Source organism: Mycolicibacterium nivoides, from assembly GCF_003855255.1.
GTDB classification, from domain to species: Bacteria; Actinomycetota; Actinomycetes; order Mycobacteriales; family Mycobacteriaceae; genus Mycobacterium; species Mycobacterium nivoides.
In genome coordinates this window covers 4881831-4897593 of the sequence record NZ_CP034072.1, presented here as the reverse complement: position 1 = coordinate 4897593, position 15763 = coordinate 4881831, and the positions used below count along the sequence as shown (strand labels likewise).

General features: G+C 66.9%; 15 protein-coding genes. 10 read left to right on the top strand and 5 right to left on the bottom strand.

The window, feature by feature from the left end:
• Positions 1–152: 152 nt before the first annotated feature.
• On the bottom strand, positions 153–443 hold the full coding sequence (locus EH231_RS23875; protein WP_029107049.1) for a WhiB family transcriptional regulator: 291 nt from the start codon (positions 441–443) through the stop codon (positions 153–155).
• Positions 444–879: 436 nt separating this feature from the next.
• On the opposite strand from EH231_RS23875, the gene EH231_RS23870 reads away from it, so the two are divergent.
• From EH231_RS23870 to EH231_RS23860, 3 genes are all read left to right on the top strand, one after another.
• Positions 880–1677 (top strand): hypothetical protein, encoded by a 798-nt coding sequence (locus EH231_RS23870; RefSeq protein ID WP_090432337.1) that lies wholly within the window; start codon positions 880–882, stop codon positions 1675–1677.
• A 100-nt stretch (positions 1678–1777) separates the two neighbouring features.
• The gene (locus EH231_RS23865) at positions 1778–2356 is read left to right on the top strand and encodes a sigma-70 family RNA polymerase sigma factor (RefSeq protein WP_090432339.1); all 579 of its coding nucleotides are present in this window, start codon (positions 1778–1780) and stop codon (positions 2354–2356) included.
• A complete protein-coding gene (locus tag EH231_RS23860; RefSeq protein WP_090432341.1) occupies positions 2349–3518 on the top strand; it encodes an anti-sigma-D factor RsdA in 1170 nt (389 codons plus the stop codon). Before EH231_RS23865 ends, EH231_RS23860 begins: the two co-directional genes overlap by 8 nt.
• Here the strand turns inward: EH231_RS23860 and EH231_RS23855 are convergent.
• Positions 3509–3913 carry a DUF5319 domain-containing protein gene (locus EH231_RS23855; protein WP_003882245.1) on the bottom strand — a complete coding sequence of 135 codons (405 nt, stop codon included), beginning with the start codon at positions 3911–3913 and terminating at the stop codon, positions 3509–3511. The two genes, EH231_RS23860 and EH231_RS23855, sit on opposite strands and share 10 nt — an antisense overlap.
• 147 nt (positions 3914–4060) lie before the next feature.
• On the opposite strand from EH231_RS23855, the gene guaB reads away from it, so the two are divergent.
• The 4 genes from guaB (at position 4061) to phoU (ending at position 9298) form a co-directional block, all read left to right on the top strand.
• The gene (gene guaB, locus EH231_RS23850) at positions 4061–5602 is read left to right on the top strand and encodes an IMP dehydrogenase (RefSeq protein WP_090432344.1); all 1542 of its coding nucleotides are present in this window, start codon (positions 4061–4063) and stop codon (positions 5600–5602) included.
• A gap of 29 nt (positions 5603–5631) precedes the next feature.
• Positions 5632–6768, top strand: coding sequence for a GuaB3 family IMP dehydrogenase-related protein (locus EH231_RS23845; protein WP_090432346.1), 1137 nt, complete (start codon positions 5632–5634; stop codon positions 6766–6768).
• A 66-nt stretch (positions 6769–6834) separates the two neighbouring features.
• Complete coding sequence (locus tag EH231_RS23840) at positions 6835–8571, top strand: GMC family oxidoreductase (protein WP_124713465.1); 1737 nt, start codon at positions 6835–6837, stop codon at positions 8569–8571.
• A 67-nt stretch (positions 8572–8638) separates the two neighbouring features.
• Positions 8639–9298: a phosphate signaling complex protein PhoU gene (phoU, locus tag EH231_RS23835; RefSeq protein WP_090432350.1), complete on the top strand. Its 660-nt coding sequence runs from the start codon at positions 8639–8641 to the stop codon at positions 9296–9298.
• Between the two features lie 4 nt (positions 9299–9302).
• Here phoU and EH231_RS23830 read toward each other — a convergent pair whose 3' ends face one another.
• Complete coding sequence (locus EH231_RS23830) at positions 9303–9929, bottom strand: TetR/AcrR family transcriptional regulator (protein ID WP_090432352.1); 627 nt, start codon at positions 9927–9929, stop codon at positions 9303–9305.
• Positions 9930–9975: 46 nt separating this feature from the next.
• On the opposite strand from EH231_RS23830, the gene EH231_RS23825 reads away from it, so the two are divergent.
• Both EH231_RS23825 and EH231_RS23820 read left to right on the top strand, forming a co-directional pair.
• Positions 9976–10719, top strand: a complete 744-nt coding sequence (locus EH231_RS23825) for a P-loop NTPase family protein (protein WP_234941285.1) — start codon at positions 9976–9978, stop codon at positions 10717–10719.
• Between the two features lie 119 nt (positions 10720–10838).
• Positions 10839–12743 carry a YhgE/Pip domain-containing protein gene (locus tag EH231_RS23820; protein WP_090432887.1) on the top strand — a complete coding sequence of 635 codons (1905 nt, stop codon included), beginning with the start codon at positions 10839–10841 and terminating at the stop codon, positions 12741–12743.
• Position 12744: 1 nt separating this feature from the next.
• Here the strand turns inward: EH231_RS23820 and EH231_RS23815 are convergent, their stop codons facing one another.
• Entirely contained in the window at positions 12745–13644 is a 900-nt protein-coding gene (locus EH231_RS23815; protein WP_090432354.1) for a TauD/TfdA dioxygenase family protein, read from the bottom strand.
• 73 nt (positions 13645–13717) lie between these two features.
• On the opposite strand from EH231_RS23815, the gene EH231_RS23810 reads away from it, so the two are divergent.
• Positions 13718–14302: a TetR/AcrR family transcriptional regulator gene (locus EH231_RS23810; RefSeq protein ID WP_090432356.1), complete on the top strand. Its 585-nt coding sequence runs from the start codon at positions 13718–13720 to the stop codon at positions 14300–14302.
• Here EH231_RS23810 and EH231_RS23805 read toward each other — a convergent pair whose 3' ends face one another.
• Positions 14303–15757 carry a catalase gene (locus EH231_RS23805; RefSeq protein WP_090432358.1) on the bottom strand — a complete coding sequence of 485 codons (1455 nt, stop codon included), beginning with the start codon at positions 15755–15757 and terminating at the stop codon, positions 14303–14305.
• Positions 15758–15763 lie beyond the last annotated feature (6 nt).

The window sequence follows — 15763 nt, the reverse complement described above, 5'->3', positions numbered from 1 at the left end:
TCTGTTCTACAACATTGCTTTTCCCGCTGCGTTCCTCGTGCTCGCGGTGCTGTCACTGGGAGTCTTTGTCGCGGGCTGAGCCAACTGAAAAGGCCCCACCCCTTGAGGGGTGGAGCCCTTTTCAGCTCGGCGTGTGAAGTTTGCTGCGTAGCTCAGGCGCTGCGGCGGATGCCCCGCTTGAGCAAGAGCTCGCGCTCCGACTCGCTCAGGCCACCCCAGATACCGTACGGCTCACCGACGGCCAGCGCGTGTGAACGGCACTGGGTGATCACCGGGCAGCTGCGGCACATCTCCTTGGCGCGCACCTCACGCTGGGCCCGGGCGCGTCCGCGTTCACCATCGGGGTGGAAGAACATCGACGAATCGACACCACGGCAAAGTCCTTGCATTTGCCAATCCCAGATATCCGCATTGGGTCCGGGAAGCTGCTGCGGCTGCGGCATATGGAAAACCCCTCTCTGCTCGCCCATTTCGCCAACGCGGGCGGGTTTGAGTCGGTGGAACCGAACTGAGCTCATGTCGCCGATGACCGCTCGTGCACACAAACTAGGGGGACTGAATAAAGCGCGTCAATAGCCCACCGGTGTGCTAAAGGGCATAACCGCAGGTCGAGAATTTACATCACGTTCATCGTTGTGAAGCCTTGACTGAGACATGAGTGTTAAGGATCTGGCCTGGGTCCTCGGGTTTCCCCTGTTCGGGCTCATCGGGGCGTCGCACGCAATTCCGGGCAGGCGATAGTTAGTTGACATGCCATTAACATTCAAGCCATCAATTGTTAACTAATGATCGCGGAGCAAAGTGAAATTCCCGTATCCGCCGGTACCGGGTTGCCCGGACGGGTTGCAATGCCCTCGGTATTGATAGCGTCGCGAACCGATGACTGCACTCGCAGCGGCCGCTCCGGCCCTGGCTGACGCCGCCTTCGGGGCCGACCCCGGCCGGTGGCCGCTGCCCGGGGCGACCACCCCGCACGAACGCTGGCTGCGGGCCGTCGCCGCCGGCGGGCAGGGGCGCTACGCCTGCGCCCTCGCCGAGCTCTCCGAGATTCTGCGGTGCCAGGACTCCGGTTCGTTGGTGTCGCTGGCGTACAGCACGCGCGCCTCGTTCCTTCGCCAGCTGGGCGGTCATGCGCGTGCGCGTGGCGCCGACGGTCGGGCCTGGGCGCGCTGCGGCGACGATGACGAGGCAGCCGCCGACGCGCTCGTCGGGTTGGCCGCCGATGCCCTCGGGATGGGCCGGTTCGGCGTCTCGGCCCGACTGCTCGACCGGGCGCGCGCAATCGACACCCCCGCCGATTCGCGCCGGCGGATCCGGCTGTCGTGGGTGAGCGCCGAACTGGCGATGGTCCGGGGCGACGGTGCGGAGGCGGTCGAACATGCCCGACGCGGAGTCGCGGCGGCAACCGGTCACAACTCGACGCGCCACGTCGTCAAATCAGATGTCGTGCTGGCCGCGGCGCTGTGTAGCGCCGGCGAGTACGACGCGGCCCGGGAGGTCGCCGACGCTGCACTGCTGGCCACCGAGAAAGCCGGGTTGGTCCCGCTGCGCTGGGCATCGGCCTGCGTACTTGCCGACATCGGGAGCGCCGCGCACGATGCCGCACAAATAAGCCGGATCCGTGACCTCAGCGCCGATACAGTGCGTCGCAGAGGCGGGGTGTGGGCCGGCGCCTAGAACCGCCACCGGCACGGTCACCACATCCCGATCGTTATTGTTTAGCTGAGCCAATCGCCGCGAGTGTCGGTGCAACGTAACGCTGGAGAGATCGCCCACGATGACAAGTTCGGGAGACCGTCTCGACATTGTCGTTGCTGAGGCAGTGGCAGGTGATCGGAACGCGCTCTCGGAAGTGCTGGAGATCATTCGGCCGATCGTCGTTCGGTATGTCCGTGCGAGGGTCGGGGCGACCGAGCGCAGTGGTCTCTCAGCTGATGACGTTGCGCAGGAGGTTTGCTTGGCCGCCATAACGGCGCTGCCGCGGTACAAGGATCAGGGACGTCCGTTCCTGGCCTTTGTCTACGGCATCGCTGCGCACAAGGTTGCTGACGCGCATCGCGCGGCGGCCAGGAATCGTGCCGAGCCCACGGATGTGGTGCCCGAGCGGTTCTCCCTTGACGCGGGGCCAGAGCAGTCCGCGCTCGACAGCGAGTCTTCTGCACGGATGGCCAGGCTGCTGTCGGTGCTGCCCGAAAAACAGCGCGAGATCCTGATCCTGCGTGTCGTGGTCGGCATGAGTGCCGAGGAGACCGCCGAGGCGGTCGGCAGCACCGCCGGCGCGGTGCGCGTCGCGCAGCACCGTGCCCTGGCGCGGCTCAAGAACGAGATCATGGCGACGGGGCGCGACCATGCCTGACTTCGGCCGCTGGACCTCAAACGGTGGTGATCCGTCTCTCAACGAGATCAACCGGTCCGAGAAGTTCATCGAGGCGCTCTCCCTCGAGCATCAGGTCTATGCCACCGACCGGGAGGAAGCCGAACTGGCCGTCCTGCTGGCCGGGTGGCGCGACGACGCACGACGCACCCCGATGTCGGGTATCGCTACGCCGCGCGAGGCCGTGGCGGCGCTCGACAAGGCCACCGGGCAGGGGCGGGTGCGCTTCCCGATGGCGCTGGTGGGTTCGATGGCCGCCGCGGTGCTGTGCCTCGGCGGGTTCGGTGCGGCCGTGTACGGCTCCGGCCCGGGCGACCCGCTCTACGGGGTGCGCGGGCTGGTCTTCGGATCGGCGCCGGTGACGCGCGACGTGGGCGTCGAGTTGGCGTCGAGTGAGCTCAAACAAGTGCAGCAGCTGATCGACGAGGGGCAGTGGGAGCAGGCGCAGCAGAAGCTGCAGACCCTCACCACCACGGTCGCCACCGTCGGTGACGAGCAGCGCAAGCAGGAACTCGTCGACCAGTGGCAGCAGCTGTCGGTGAAGGTCGAGAACCGCGACCCGAACGCGACCGTGCCGCCCGATGCGCCGCCGGTCGTGTTGCCCGAGGTGACGGTGACGGTGACGCCGTCGTCCCCGTCCGAGAGCCCGTCCGGGGAGACTCCGACGTCCACCCCGACGACCGGGCCTTCGACCTCGCCGACGGAGACCACACCGGGCTCGGAGACGTCCAACCCGGCCGCGACATCCACGCCGTCGGAGACCTCGACGTCGCAACCGACGACCACTGCGCCGTCGACACCGTCGTCCTCGTCCGCCACGCCGGCGCCGTCGAGCAGTGCCGAGCCGACGACGGCGCCGTCGTCGCCGGCCTCACAGCCGTCGGCGACACACACGACCTCGGCGCCGACCACCTCGGCCGCTCCGGCGGCCGAACCGCCGGTGGTCACCACGACCGTCGCACCGGCGGTGGAGCCCACGTCTGTGCCGTCGGCGCCGCCGGTGCGCACCACGCAGGCTGCGCCCGTGGAGACCGGCAGTGGCGCAGGTCACGAGGGCCCGTCGAGCGGGCGTGGTGGGGAGGGACCGGCAGCGCCGGTGATCGAGGTGCCCCTGTTGCCGGGGCTAGGCGGCGGTCAGCGGTAGCCGTCGGTGTCCGAGGTGGCCTCGTTGAGGGAAGCGTCGGCATAGCCGCGGCAGTAATCCCATGTCACGTAGGCGTCGGGCTCGGGGTCGTAGGCCGGCTCGTGCGGGCGCACGGTGCCGTCGACAAGCAGCTGCAGCAGGTTGGCCCGCAGCATGTCCCAGTCGTGGTAGTGGTCCTGCTGGCATTCGTCGCAGCACACGACGAGGCCACGAATTCCCTTGTGCGCCAACAACGCTTCGTAAACCGCTAGATCGGCGAGATCAGCCTCGACAGCCGTCCGTTCCTGGGGGTCCAGAGGCTGGCCCGGCTCGATGGCGTCCAGCGCAGCCGACGGATCGCAGGGATCGTCGGCAAACGGATCGGGCGGCAAACCAGGGGGGAGGTGGTCACGCACGAGTCCCACACTACGCAGCCGTACAGGTATCGCGCCAGCCGTCCCGATGTGCACCGTGATGTGCAACGAAGCGGCAACATCATTGTCAATAACGGAGCCGATAGAATCGGGTTACACGCCCCACGCCTGCCACTGGAGGCCCCACCCATGTCGATCGCTGAAAGCAGCGTTCCCATCGCCGTACCGGTGCCGACCGGCGGTGATGACCCCACCAAGATCGCAATGCTCGGTCTCACCTTTGATGATGTGCTGCTGCTGCCTGCGGCCTCCGATGTGGTCCCCGCCACCGCTGACACCTCGAGCCAGCTGACCCGCAACATCCGTTTGCGGGTGCCGATGGTCAGCTCCGCGATGGACACTGTGACCGAATCGCGGATGGCCATCGCGATGGCCCGCGCAGGCGGCATGGGGGTACTGCACCGCAACCTTCCGGCGGCTGAACAGGCCGCCCAGGTGGAGACGGTGAAGCGGTCGGAGGCCGGCATGGTCACCGACCCGGTCACCTGCTCCCCGAGCAACACCCTGGCCGAGGTCGACGCGATGTGCGCCCGGTTCCGGATCTCCGGTCTGCCGGTCGTCGACGACGCCGGCTCGCTCGTGGGGATCATCACCAACCGCGACATGCGCTTCGAGGTGGACGAGAACAAGCCCGTCGCCGAGGTGATGACCAAGCCGCCGCTGATCACCGCGCAGGAGGGTGTCTCGGCCGAGGCCGCTCTGGGCCTGCTGCGCCGGCACAAGATCGAGAAGCTGCCGATCGTCGACGGGCACGGCAAACTGACCGGCCTGATCACGGTCAAGGACTTCGTCAAGACCGAGCAGTTCCCGTTGGCCACCAAGGACAGCGACGGCCGGCTGCTGGTCGGCGCCGCGGTCGGCGTCGGCGACGACGCGTGGGCCCGGGCCATGACGCTGGTCGATGCGGGCGTCGACGTGCTGGTCGTCGACACCGCTCACGCGCACAACCGGGGCGTGCTGGACATGGTGGCGCGGGTGAAGAAGACCGTGGGCGACCGCGTCGAGGTGATCGGCGGAAATGTCGCGACCCGCGCCGCGGCGGCCGCTCTGGTGCAGGCCGGTGCCGATGCGGTCAAGGTCGGTGTCGGCCCCGGCTCGATCTGCACGACCCGCGTCGTCGCCGGTGTAGGTGCCCCGCAGATCACCGCCATCCTGGAAGCCGTCGCGGCCTGCAAGCCCTACGGAGTGCCGGTGATCGCCGACGGCGGTCTGCAGTACTCCGGCGATATCGCCAAGGCGCTGGCCGCCGGCGCGTCGACGGCCATGCTGGGGTCGCTGCTGGCCGGCACTGCCGAGTCGCCCGGTGACCTGATCTTCGTCAACGGCAAGCAGTTCAAGAGTTACCGCGGCATGGGCTCACTGGGCGCCATGCAGGGACGCGGCGGTGGCAAGTCCTACTCCAAGGACCGCTACTTCCAGGACGACGTGCTCTCCGAGGACAAGTTGGTGCCGGAGGGCATCGAGGGCCGTGTGCCGTTCCGCGGTCCGCTGGGTTCGGTGATCCACCAGCTGACCGGCGGGTTGCGGGCAGCCATGGGCTACACCGGCTCGGGCACCATCGAACAGCTGCAGCAGGCGCAGTTCGTCCAGATCACGGCGGCCGGGTTGAAGGAAAGCCACCCGCACGACATCACCATGACTGTCGAGGCCCCCAACTACTACACCCGCTGAATCGGTGGGGCAGGAGACTAAGAGCAGTCATGCGCGACATGGTTGAAATCGGCATGGGCAGAACCGCCCGGCGCACCTACGAACTCGACGACATCACGATCGTGCCCTCGCGGCGCACCCGCTCGTCCAAGGATGTGTCGACGGCGTGGCAGCTCGATGCCTACCGCTTCGAGGTTCCGGTCGTCGCGCATCCCACCGATGCGCTGGTGTCGGTGGAGTTCGCGATCGAGATGGGCCGGCTCGGCGGGCTCGGTGTGCTCAACGGCGAGGGTCTGATCGGCCGGCACGCCGATGTCGAGGAGAAGGTCGCCCAGGTCCGCGATGTCGCCGCGACCGCGTCCGACGACGCGGCCGCCATCCGGATGCTGCAGCAGCTGCACGCCGCTCCGCTGGATCCCGAGCTGCTCGGCGCGGCGGTGACCCGCATCCGTGAGGCCGGGGTGACCACGGCGGTCCGGGTCAGCCCGCAGAACGCCCAGGCGCTGACCCCGACCCTGGTGGCCGCCGGGATCGACCTGCTGGTCATCCAGGGCACCATCATCTCCGCCGAGCGCGTGGCGTCCGATGGCGAGCCGCTGAACTTGAAGACGTTCATCTCCGAGCTCGATGTGCCGGTCGTGGCCGGCGGTGTGCTCGACCATCGCACCGCCCTGCACCTGATGCGTACGGGCGCGGCCGGTGTGATCGTCGGCTACGGCTCCACTGCGGGTGTGACCACCAGCGACGAGGTGCTGGGCATCAGCGTGCCGATGGCCACCGCGATCGCCGATGCGGCCGCCGCGCGTCGTGAATACCTCGACGAGACCGGCGGACGCTACGTGCATGTGCTGGCCGACGGCGATATCCACAGCTCCGGTGATCTGGCCAAGGCGATCGCCTGCGGCGCCGACGCCGTGGTGCTGGGCACGCCGCTGGCCATCTCAGAGGAGGCGCTGGGCGGCGGCTGGTTCTGGCCGTCCGCGGCCGCGCACCCGTCGTTGCCGCGCGGTGCCCTGCTGCAGGTGGCGGTCGGTGAGCGTCCCGGCCTGGAACAGGTGCTCAACGGGCCGTCCGACGATCCGTTCGGGTCGTTGAACCTGGTCGGTGGCCTGCGCCGGTCGATGGCCAAGGCCGGGTACTGCGATCTCAAGGAGTTCCAAAAGGTCGGCCTGACCGTCGGGAGCTGATGCTCGTCTTTACAAGTTAGGGCCTCCTGTCTAGAAGTTACCTGTCGGTAGCGTCATACTGATCACATGAAGCCTGACTACGACGTCTTGGTGATCGGTTCGGGGTTCGGCGGCAGCGTGAGTGCGCTGCGGCTGACTGAGAAGGGCTATCGGGTCGGCGTACTCGAAGCCGGCCAACGGTTCGCCGACCCGGATTTCGCCAAGACCTCGTGGGACCTGCGCAAGTTCCTGTGGGCGCCGCAGTTGGGCATGTACGGCATCCAGCGCATCCACTTGCTGCGCAACGTGATGATCCTGGCCGGTGCGGGCGTGGGCGGTGGATCGCTGAACTACGCCAACACCCTGTACGTGCCGCCGGACCCGTTCTTCAACGATCCGCAGTGGAAGGACATCACCGACTGGCGTGCCGAGCTGATGCCGCATTACGACCAGGCTCAGCGCATGCTCGGTGTGGTCAAGAACCCGACCTTCACCGACGCGGACCGCATCGTCAAAGAGGTCGCCGACGACATGGGCTGCGGGGACACCTTCGTCGCCACGCCGGTTGGGGTGTTCTTCGGCCTCGACGGCGAGATGACACCGGGCAAGACTGTGCCCGACCCGTTCTTCGGCGGCGTCGGACCGGCCCGCACCGGTTGCATCGAGTGTGGGGAATGCATGACCGGTTGTCGCCACGGCGCCAAGAACACGCTCGTCAAGAACTACCTGGGACTGGCGGAATCGGCTGGGGCGCAAGTGCATGCGATGACGACGGTGACGAGTTTCGAGCAGCGTGCCGACGGGCTTTGGGAGGTCACCACCGTCCGCACCGGCAGCAAGCTGCGTCGTCGCCGCAAGACCTTCACCGCGACACACCTGATCCTGGCGGCCGGGACGTACAACACCCAGAAGCTGCTGTTCAAGATGCGCGATACCGGCAAGCTGAACAAGCTCTCGGCCAAACTCGGCGTGCTGACCCGAACCAACTCCGAGTCCATCGTCGGCGCCCAGACCCTCACGGTGACACCCGGCATGGATCTGACCCACGGCGTGGCCATCACCTCCTCGGTGCACCCCACCGCCGACACTCACGTCGAGCCGGTGCGCTACGGCAAGGGGTCCAACGCGATGGGGCTACTGCAGACGCTGATGACCGACGGCACCGGGCCGCAGGGCACCGACGTGCCGCGCTGGCGGCAGTTCCTCGAACAGGGTCGCCAGGATCCGGGCAAGCTGATCCGGTTGCTGAACCCGGCCCGCTGGAGTGAACGGACGGTCATCGCCCTGGTGATGCAGCATCTGGACAACTCGATCACCACCTTCACCAAGCGTGGGCCCGGGGGCAAGCGGATCATGACGTCCAAACAGGGCCACGGCGAGCCGAATCCGACGTGGATCCCGGTGGGGAACGAGTTCACCAGGCGGATGGCGGAGAAGGTCGACGGCGTCGCGGGCGGCACTTGGGGCGAGCTGTTCAACATCCCGCTCACCGCGCATTTCCTGGGTGGGGCGGCCATCGGCGACAGCGCCGATCACGGTGTCATCGACCCCTATCAGCGCGTGTACAACTACCCGACGCTCTACGTCATGGACGGCGCCGCGATCTCGGCGAACCTCGGGGTGAACCCCTCGCTGTCGATCACCGCGCAGGCCGAGCGCGCCGCGTCGTTGTGGCCGAACAACGGGCAGAACGACGAGCGTCCGGCGCAGAATGAGCCGTACCGGAAACTGGCGCCGATCGCACCCGCGCATCCCGTGGTGCCGGCCGAGGCGCCTGCCGGACTGCGGCGGCTGCCGATCGAACCCGTCAACTCGGGCGGTTAGGTCCCGCCTCATTCCGGGTACCTAACCCTCGCCGGGCGGCGAGGTCCGGCCGGGAGGGGTGTGGCGCATGCGGAAGGCGTTCCACGACGAGTTGGCGGCACTGTCCACTCAACTCGCCGAGATGTGCGCGCTGGCGGTCAGTGCGATGCAGCGCGCCAACGAGGCCCTGCTCGACTCCGACCTGTCGCTGGCCGAGCAGGTCATCGCCGACCACGAACACATCGCCGCCTACAACCACCGCATCGAGGAGTCGGCGTTCCGGCTGTTGGTCCTGCAGCAGCCGGTCGCCAGTGAGCTGCGCACCGTCGTCGGTTCGATGCACATCGCCGCCGATATCGACCGCATGGGCGCGCTCGCGGTGCATGTCGCCGACATCTCCCGGTTGCGCCATCCCGAATGCGCGCTGCCGGCCGAGGTGCGGGCGAGTTTTGCCGAGATGGGTGCCCAGGCCGTGCAGTTGGCGCGCACCGCGCAGGAGGTGCTGGTGTCGCGTGATCCCGACGCCGCCGCGCGCCTGCGCGACGAGGACGACGCCGTCGACGCCGAGCATCGTCACCTGTTCACCCTGCTGTTGGACCGTCAGTGGGATGACGGGGTGTGCTCGGCTGTCGATGTCGCACTGTTGGGTCGCTACTACGAGCGATTCGCCGATCACGCCGTCGAGATCGGCAAGCGGGTCATCTTCGAGGCGACCGGTGGGCGGCCGGTGCACAAGAAGCTCGCCTGAGCCGCTACCGGCCGGGAGCTGGGCTGGATTCGAGCAGCGCGGTGAACAGCCGGGTGAGTGTGTCGACATCGACAGTCCCCGGTTGCAGCACCTCCTCGGTGGCGATGCCGGAGATGATGGTGACCACCAGTTGGGCGAGCGCCGACAGCTGGTGACCGGGCAGGGACGTGCCGGCCTGTTCGACGATGCGCAGCGCCTGATCGGCAGCCGCGCGGCGGCGGGCCACCAGGCGTTCGCGCAGCTGGGGATCTCGGACCGCACGCAGCCAGTACTCGGTCAGCACGATCTGGTACTCGGTCTGATCGTGTATCGAATCCAGGGTTGACCTGCTCAATGCCGCTGCGATCGCGGCGGTGTCGCCGTGCCCACTGTCGAGAGCGGTTGCGATGAGGGCGCCGCGACTCTCGAACTGTCGGTCCAGCAGGGCCAGGAACAACTCGTCCTTGGATTCGAAGTTGGAGTACACCGCACCCTTGGTGAATCCCGCGGCGTGACCGATGGCGTCGATGGTGGCGCCGGCGAACCCTTCGGCCGCGAAAACCTTCAGCGCTGCGTCGAGGATCCGGTCGCGCACCTCGTCGCGGGTGGGGCGGGTGCGGGCGGGTTTGACAGCCGACATGACCAACACAATACTCGCTAGTATCGTATGGATACCAGTGAGTATCGAAAGGCCGGAGATGGAAGATCAGGACGACGCCGAGGACACCCGGGCGTCCGAGGGGGACGACGCGACCGAGGCGCCCGACGAGGGCGTCGCGCAGGATGCGCCGCAGATCGTCACGGCCGGGTTGGGGGTGGACGGCGAGCACGGACCGTTGTTCTCGAACATCGACCTCGAGCTCACGCCGGGATTCCACGCCATCCAGATGCCCGGCGGCTGGGGTCAGACCGCACTGTTGCTCACGTTGGCCGGCCGGCTCAAGCCCACCCGCGGCACAGTGACGGTCTGCGGCGAAACCGCCCCCCGAGCGATCCGGCGCCACTGCGCAATCGCGGCGTTCGCCGACATCGACGAGTTGGAGGACTCGGTCACGGTGCAGACAGTGCTCGCCGAGCAGCGCCGATGGCTGGCGCCGTGGTATCGACGGGTTCCGATCGAGGCCGGCGAGTCCGCACTCCGTGAGGTCTTCGGAGAACTGACGCCGCCGGCGGCCGACACCTACATCAGCGAACTGTCCGATCTCGACCTGTTCCTGCTGAAGGTCACCCTGGCCCTGTTCTCGAACCGTCCGATCCTGGTGGTCGGCGACCTCGAACAGGTGAGGGACAACTCGCGCCGGGCAATTGCAGTCGAGCGGCTCGGCGCCATCGCCACCCAGCGCACTGTCGTTGTCGGCGTGACCAATCCGCTCGGTGTCGAAGCCCCCGACCACGGTCTGCACGATCACCGCATCCTGACCGGAAAGAACGAACAGTGCTGAATTCTCTTCGCGATTCTCTTCGCGCAAGCGGCTCATCCCCGCTTGCGCGAATCAACTTCGGTGCCCCGGCCGCCGGACTCGCCTTCGGCTCGGAGATCAAACGCTTCGGCCGCAGCCGGATGACCCGCGCCGCGATCGTGGTGCTGATGCTGCTGCCGCTGGTGTACGGCGCGTTGTACCTCTGGGCGTACTGGGACCCCTTCGGCCAGGTCGACAAGATGCCGGTGGCACTCGTCAATGCCGATCGGGGCGCGGTGGTTTCGGGTCAGCACATCAATGTCGGTGCCGAGATCGCCAAGAGCTTGACCGACGATGCGAGCCTGAACTGGCATGTGGTGGATGACGACGAGGCGCGTAGCGGCGTCGAGCACGGCCAGTACTACTTCATGCTTGAGCTCCCGGCCGATTTCAGCGAGGCGATCGCGTCACCGCTGACCGGGAACCCCAAGCAGGCCAACCTGAATGCGGTCTACAACGACGCCAACAACTACATCTCGTCGAACATCGGCCGCACCGCGATCGACCAGGTGCTCAATGCGGTGTCGACGCGGATATCGGGCCAGGCGGTCAACCAGGTGCTCTCGGTCGTGGTCAGCTCGGGCGCCGGGATCAAGCAGGCCGCGGACGGTGCGGCCCAACTCGCCGACGGGGCGGTGAAAGTCGATGACGGCGCCGGTCAGCTGGCAACCGGGCTTCACAGCGCCCGGTCCGGCTCGGCCCAGTTGGCCACCGGCGCCAAGCAGCTCTCCGACGGGATCACCAAGGCCACTGACCCGCTGGTCGCGGTGACGTCCGCGCTGTCGAAGGTCGGTGGCGACACCCAGAAACTGGAAGACGGCACCGCGGCGTTGCGGCAGGCCAATGACCAGATCGGTGCCATCACCGGGGCGCAGGATTCCGCTGCGACGGCGCTGACCTCGGTGATCGATCAGCTCTCGGCCAGCCCGGATCCGATCGCCAACAACGCGGCCGGAACACTGCGCGGCGTCCAGGATCAGCTGCGGGACCACCAGTTCACGCCGCAGATCCGCCAGCAGCTCACCGATGCGGAGAATGCGGCGATCTCGATGACCTCGTCGTTGCGCAACCCCGGCAGCCCGCTGAACTCCGCGCTCGATCAGGTCGGCAGCAAGAACTCCGATCTCAACGCCAAGCTGAACCAGCTGCGAAGCGGAGCTCAGCAGCTGGCCTCGGGCAACGCCGAATTGGCCAGTGGCATAGCGAAACTCGACACCGGTGCCGGGCAGCTGAAATCCGGTACCACGCAGTTGCGGTCTGGATCGGCCGAGTTGGCGACCAAGCTCGCCGACGGCGCCGGCCAGGTGCCCGACTGGACACCCGCGCAGAAGGAGGCGATCGCCGACACCATCGGCGGCCCGGTCCACCTACAGAACTCAGCCGAGAACGCCGCGCCCAACTTCGGCACCGGGATGGCGCCGTTCTTCATCACGCTCGCCCTGTTCTTCGGTGCGCTCGTGCTGTGGATGGTGTTGCGTCCGTTGCAGAACCGCCCGATCGCCGCGGAGGTACTGGCGATCCGAGTGGTGCTCGCCAGCTACGTGCCCGCCGCGGTGATCGGGATATTCCAGGCCATCATCCTGTATTGCGTGGTGCGGTTCGCCCTGGGCATGCAGGTGGCACATCCGGTCGCGATGCTGGGCTTCATGATGCTGATCTCGTGCACCTTCGTCGCGGCGACGCAGGCGATCAACGCATTCGTCGGTCCCGCGGTGGGTCGGGTGCTGCTGATGGCCCTGCTGATGCTCCAGTTGGTCAGCGCAGGCGGGATGTATCCGGTGGAGACCACATCTCGGCCGTTCCAGGCGTTCCACAACTATGACCCGATGACCTACGGTGTCAACGGATTACGTCAGCTCATCCTCGGCGGTATCGATCACCGGCTCTGGCAGGCGATCATCACGTTGCTGGTGATCTGGGTCGGTGCCCTGACCATCTCGTCGTTGTCGGCTCGGCGCAATCGGCTGTGGAACATCATCCGGCTGATGCCGGCGATCAAGATGTGAATCAGACCGCCTGGAGCAGAGCGGCATCCGCGAGGGGCCGGCTGGGCTGCCCGTGGATGTCGACGGGCACGTCACCGGAAAGCGTCACGCGGTGCATCACCCGGCGCTGGTTGTCGTAGTCGTCGACAGCGCGGTGCTGGGTGGCCCGGTTGTCCCAGATCGCGACGTCGCCGGGTGCCCAGTTCCAACGAATGGTGTTCTCCGGGACGGTGATCCGTCGCTGCAGCAACTCCAGTAGCGTCGCGGATTCGTGGCTGTCCAGGCCGAGGAAGCCGCGGGTGAAGTCGCCGGCCACCAGGGTGCGCTCGCCGGTCTCCGGATGCACCCGGACCACCGGGTGCTCGGTGCGGAAATCGGGCTTCTCGAACGCGGCCCGCATCTGCTGTTGTTCGTCGGTGAGCGCGGCCACCGGCGCGGCCGCGTAATCGAAGCGGTTGCTGTGGACGGCCCAGAGGTTCTCGGTGAGGTGCTTGAGTGGCGCGGGGAGCGCGTCGTAGGCGGCCGCGGTCGATGCCCACAGGGTGGATCCGCCGTATTCGGGCAGCGTCACCGCGCGCAGGATCGAGATGGCGGGGTAGTCGGGCACGAACGTGACGTCGGTGTGCCAGCGGGTGGCCTTGGCGTACTCGGAGTCGAGGGGGGTGATGATCGGCGCATCGGCCTGCTTGAGTGCGTGGTGGCCGACGGGCTTGCCCAACAGTCGCGCGAAGGCGTGGTGCCCTTCGTCCGTGAGGTCGTGCTGGCCACTGAAGAAGATCACCTTGTGCTCCAGCAGCGCGCGCCGGATCTCGGCGACTGTGCTCTTGTCGAGATCTCCGCCCAGTTGGACCCCGTCGATGCGGGCGCCGATACGGCTGCCGAGCTTCTTGACGGTGAGGGGAGCGATGGTGGAAGCGGTCATCGGGTCATCCTTTGCGCTGGTGGGAACAACTGTAGTCAAGTGACTACACCTGCATGTGAGCTAGTGTAACCACGTGACTACACCGACGCCACCGGCGAAAGATCCGGCGAGCCCGGTGGGCCGTGACGAGGTGGTGGCCGCGGCACTGTCCGCGGCGGCCGAACTGTTCGCCGACCGTGGGGTGGCGGCCACATCGATCCGTGACATCGCCGCCAGGTCCAAGGTCAACCACGGGCTGATCTACCGGCACTTCGGCACCAAAGAGCAGTTGGTCGGCGCGGTCCTCGATCACCTCGGTGCCCGGCTCACCACGCTGTTGGACGAGGGCGGCCCGGCCGACGAGATCGAGCACAACATGGACCGGCATATGCGCGTGATGGCCCGGGCGCTGCTCGACGGCTATCCGATCGGCCAACTACAGACTCGGTTTCCGGGTGTCACCAGGCTGCTCGGGCAGGTGCTGCCTCAGTTCGATGACGAGCGCAGCGCACGGCTTGCCGTTGCGAACGCCGTTGCCCTTCAATTGGGCTGGCGCTTCTTCGAACCGTTCCTGAAGTCGGCGGCAGGCCTGGACACGATCGGCGGCGACGACGTGCGCGCCGCGGTGAACGCCGAGATCGCCCGGATCCTCGAACCCGGCGACTCGTCTGCGGGTTGATCAGCTGCCGTTGCGAACCGAGGATTCGACCTTCTCGCCGAGCTGTTTGTCGACGTTCTTCCAGTACTCGAAGGCTCGTTCCAGGACGTGCTCGGAGACGCCTTTCGACAGGTGGCCGGCGATGTTGGACACCAGCCGTTCCCGCGCCGCGTCGTCGAGCACGTCGCGCACCATGGTTCCGGCCTGGCCCCAGTCGTCGTCCTCGGCGTGCAGCGTGTAGGCGGCGCGAACCATGTCGCCGTCGGCACGCCACAGCGATTCACCCGTGCGGGCCGGATCGGCCTGCGGGCCGCCGTACGAATTCGGGGCGTAGACCGGATCGGAGACGTTCTCGATCCGCATCGAGCCGTCTTTCGAATAGCTGTTGACCTCGACCTTCGGCGCGTTCACCGGGATCTGCTTGTAGTTGGTCCCCAACCGGTGGCGATGGGCATCGGCATACGAGAAGTCGCGGGCCAACAGCATCTTGTCCGGGCTCAGGCCCGTGCCGGGCACCCGGTTGTTCGGTTCGAAGGCCGCCTGCTCGATCTCGGTGTGGTAATCGGTGACGTTGCGGTCCAGCCGCAGAGTGCCGACGTCGATCAGCGGATAGTCGCCGTGCGGCCACACCTTGGTCAGATCGAAGGGGTTGAACCGATAGTCCTTGGCCTCCTCGAACGGCATGATCTGGACCTTCAATGACCAGGTCGGGAACTCGCCGCGCTCGATCGAGTCGTACAGATCGCGCTGGTGGGCGTCGCCGTCGATGCCGGCCATCTCGTCGCCTTCCTCCTGCGTGAGGAACTCGACACCCTGGTCGGTCTTGAAGTGGTACTTGACCCAGAAGATCTCCCCGGCGGCATTGACCCAGCTGTACGTGTGGCTGGAGTAGCCGTTCATGTGCCGCCAATCGCGGGGGATGCCGCGGTCGCCCATCAGCCACGTCACCTGATGGGCCGATTCGGGGGACAGGGTCCAGAAATCCCACTGCATGTCGTGATCACGCAGGTTGTTGCCCGCGCGCCGCTTCTGCGAGCGGATGAAGTGCTGGAACTTCAACGGGTCGCGCATGAAGAACACCGGGGTGTTGTTGCCGACCATGTCGAAGTTGCCGTCGGTGGTGTAGAACTTCGTGGCGAACCCACGTGGATCACGCCAGGTGTCTGGGCTGCCGCGCTCACCGGCCACGGTCGAAAAGCGGGTCAACGTTTCGGTTTTGACGCCCGGCTGGAACAGCGCGGCCTTGGTGAAGGCGCTGACGTCGTTGGTCACCTCGAAGTGACCGAATGCGCCGCCGCCCTTGGCGTGCGGCTGGCGCTCCGGGATTCGCTCCCGGTTGAACATCGCCATCTGCTCGATCAGGTAGTGATCCTGCAGCAAGATCGGTCCATCCGGACCGATCGTCAACGAATGTTCGTCGCTGTACACCGGAATTCCGGCGTCGGTGGTTGTCGGCTTGCGCTGGGTACCGGTCACCCCGTC

Coding starts and splice junctions, on each gene's coding strand:
- EH231_RS23875 (WP_029107049.1), bottom strand. CDS start 443: ATGCCGCAGCCGCAGCAGCTTCCCGGACCCAATGCGGATATCTGGGAT.
- EH231_RS23870 (WP_090432337.1), top strand. CDS start 880: ATGACTGCACTCGCAGCGGCCGCTCCGGCCCTGGCTGACGCCGCCTTC.
- EH231_RS23865 (WP_090432339.1), top strand. CDS start 1,778: ATGACAAGTTCGGGAGACCGTCTCGACATTGTCGTTGCTGAGGCAGTG.
- EH231_RS23860 (WP_090432341.1), top strand. CDS start 2,349: ATGCCTGACTTCGGCCGCTGGACCTCAAACGGTGGTGATCCGTCTCTC.
- guaB (WP_090432344.1), top strand. CDS start 4,061: ATGTCGATCGCTGAAAGCAGCGTTCCCATCGCCGTACCGGTGCCGACC.
- EH231_RS23845 (WP_090432346.1), top strand. CDS start 5,632: ATGCGCGACATGGTTGAAATCGGCATGGGCAGAACCGCCCGGCGCACC.
- EH231_RS23840 (WP_124713465.1), top strand. CDS start 6,835: ATGAAGCCTGACTACGACGTCTTGGTGATCGGTTCGGGGTTCGGCGGC.
- phoU (WP_090432350.1), top strand. CDS start 8,639: ATGCGGAAGGCGTTCCACGACGAGTTGGCGGCACTGTCCACTCAACTC.
- EH231_RS23825 (WP_234941285.1), top strand. CDS start 9,976: ATGGAAGATCAGGACGACGCCGAGGACACCCGGGCGTCCGAGGGGGAC.
- EH231_RS23820 (WP_090432887.1), top strand. CDS start 10,839: ATGACCCGCGCCGCGATCGTGGTGCTGATGCTGCTGCCGCTGGTGTAC.
- EH231_RS23815 (WP_090432354.1), bottom strand. CDS start 13,644: ATGACCGCTTCCACCATCGCTCCCCTCACCGTCAAGAAGCTCGGCAGC.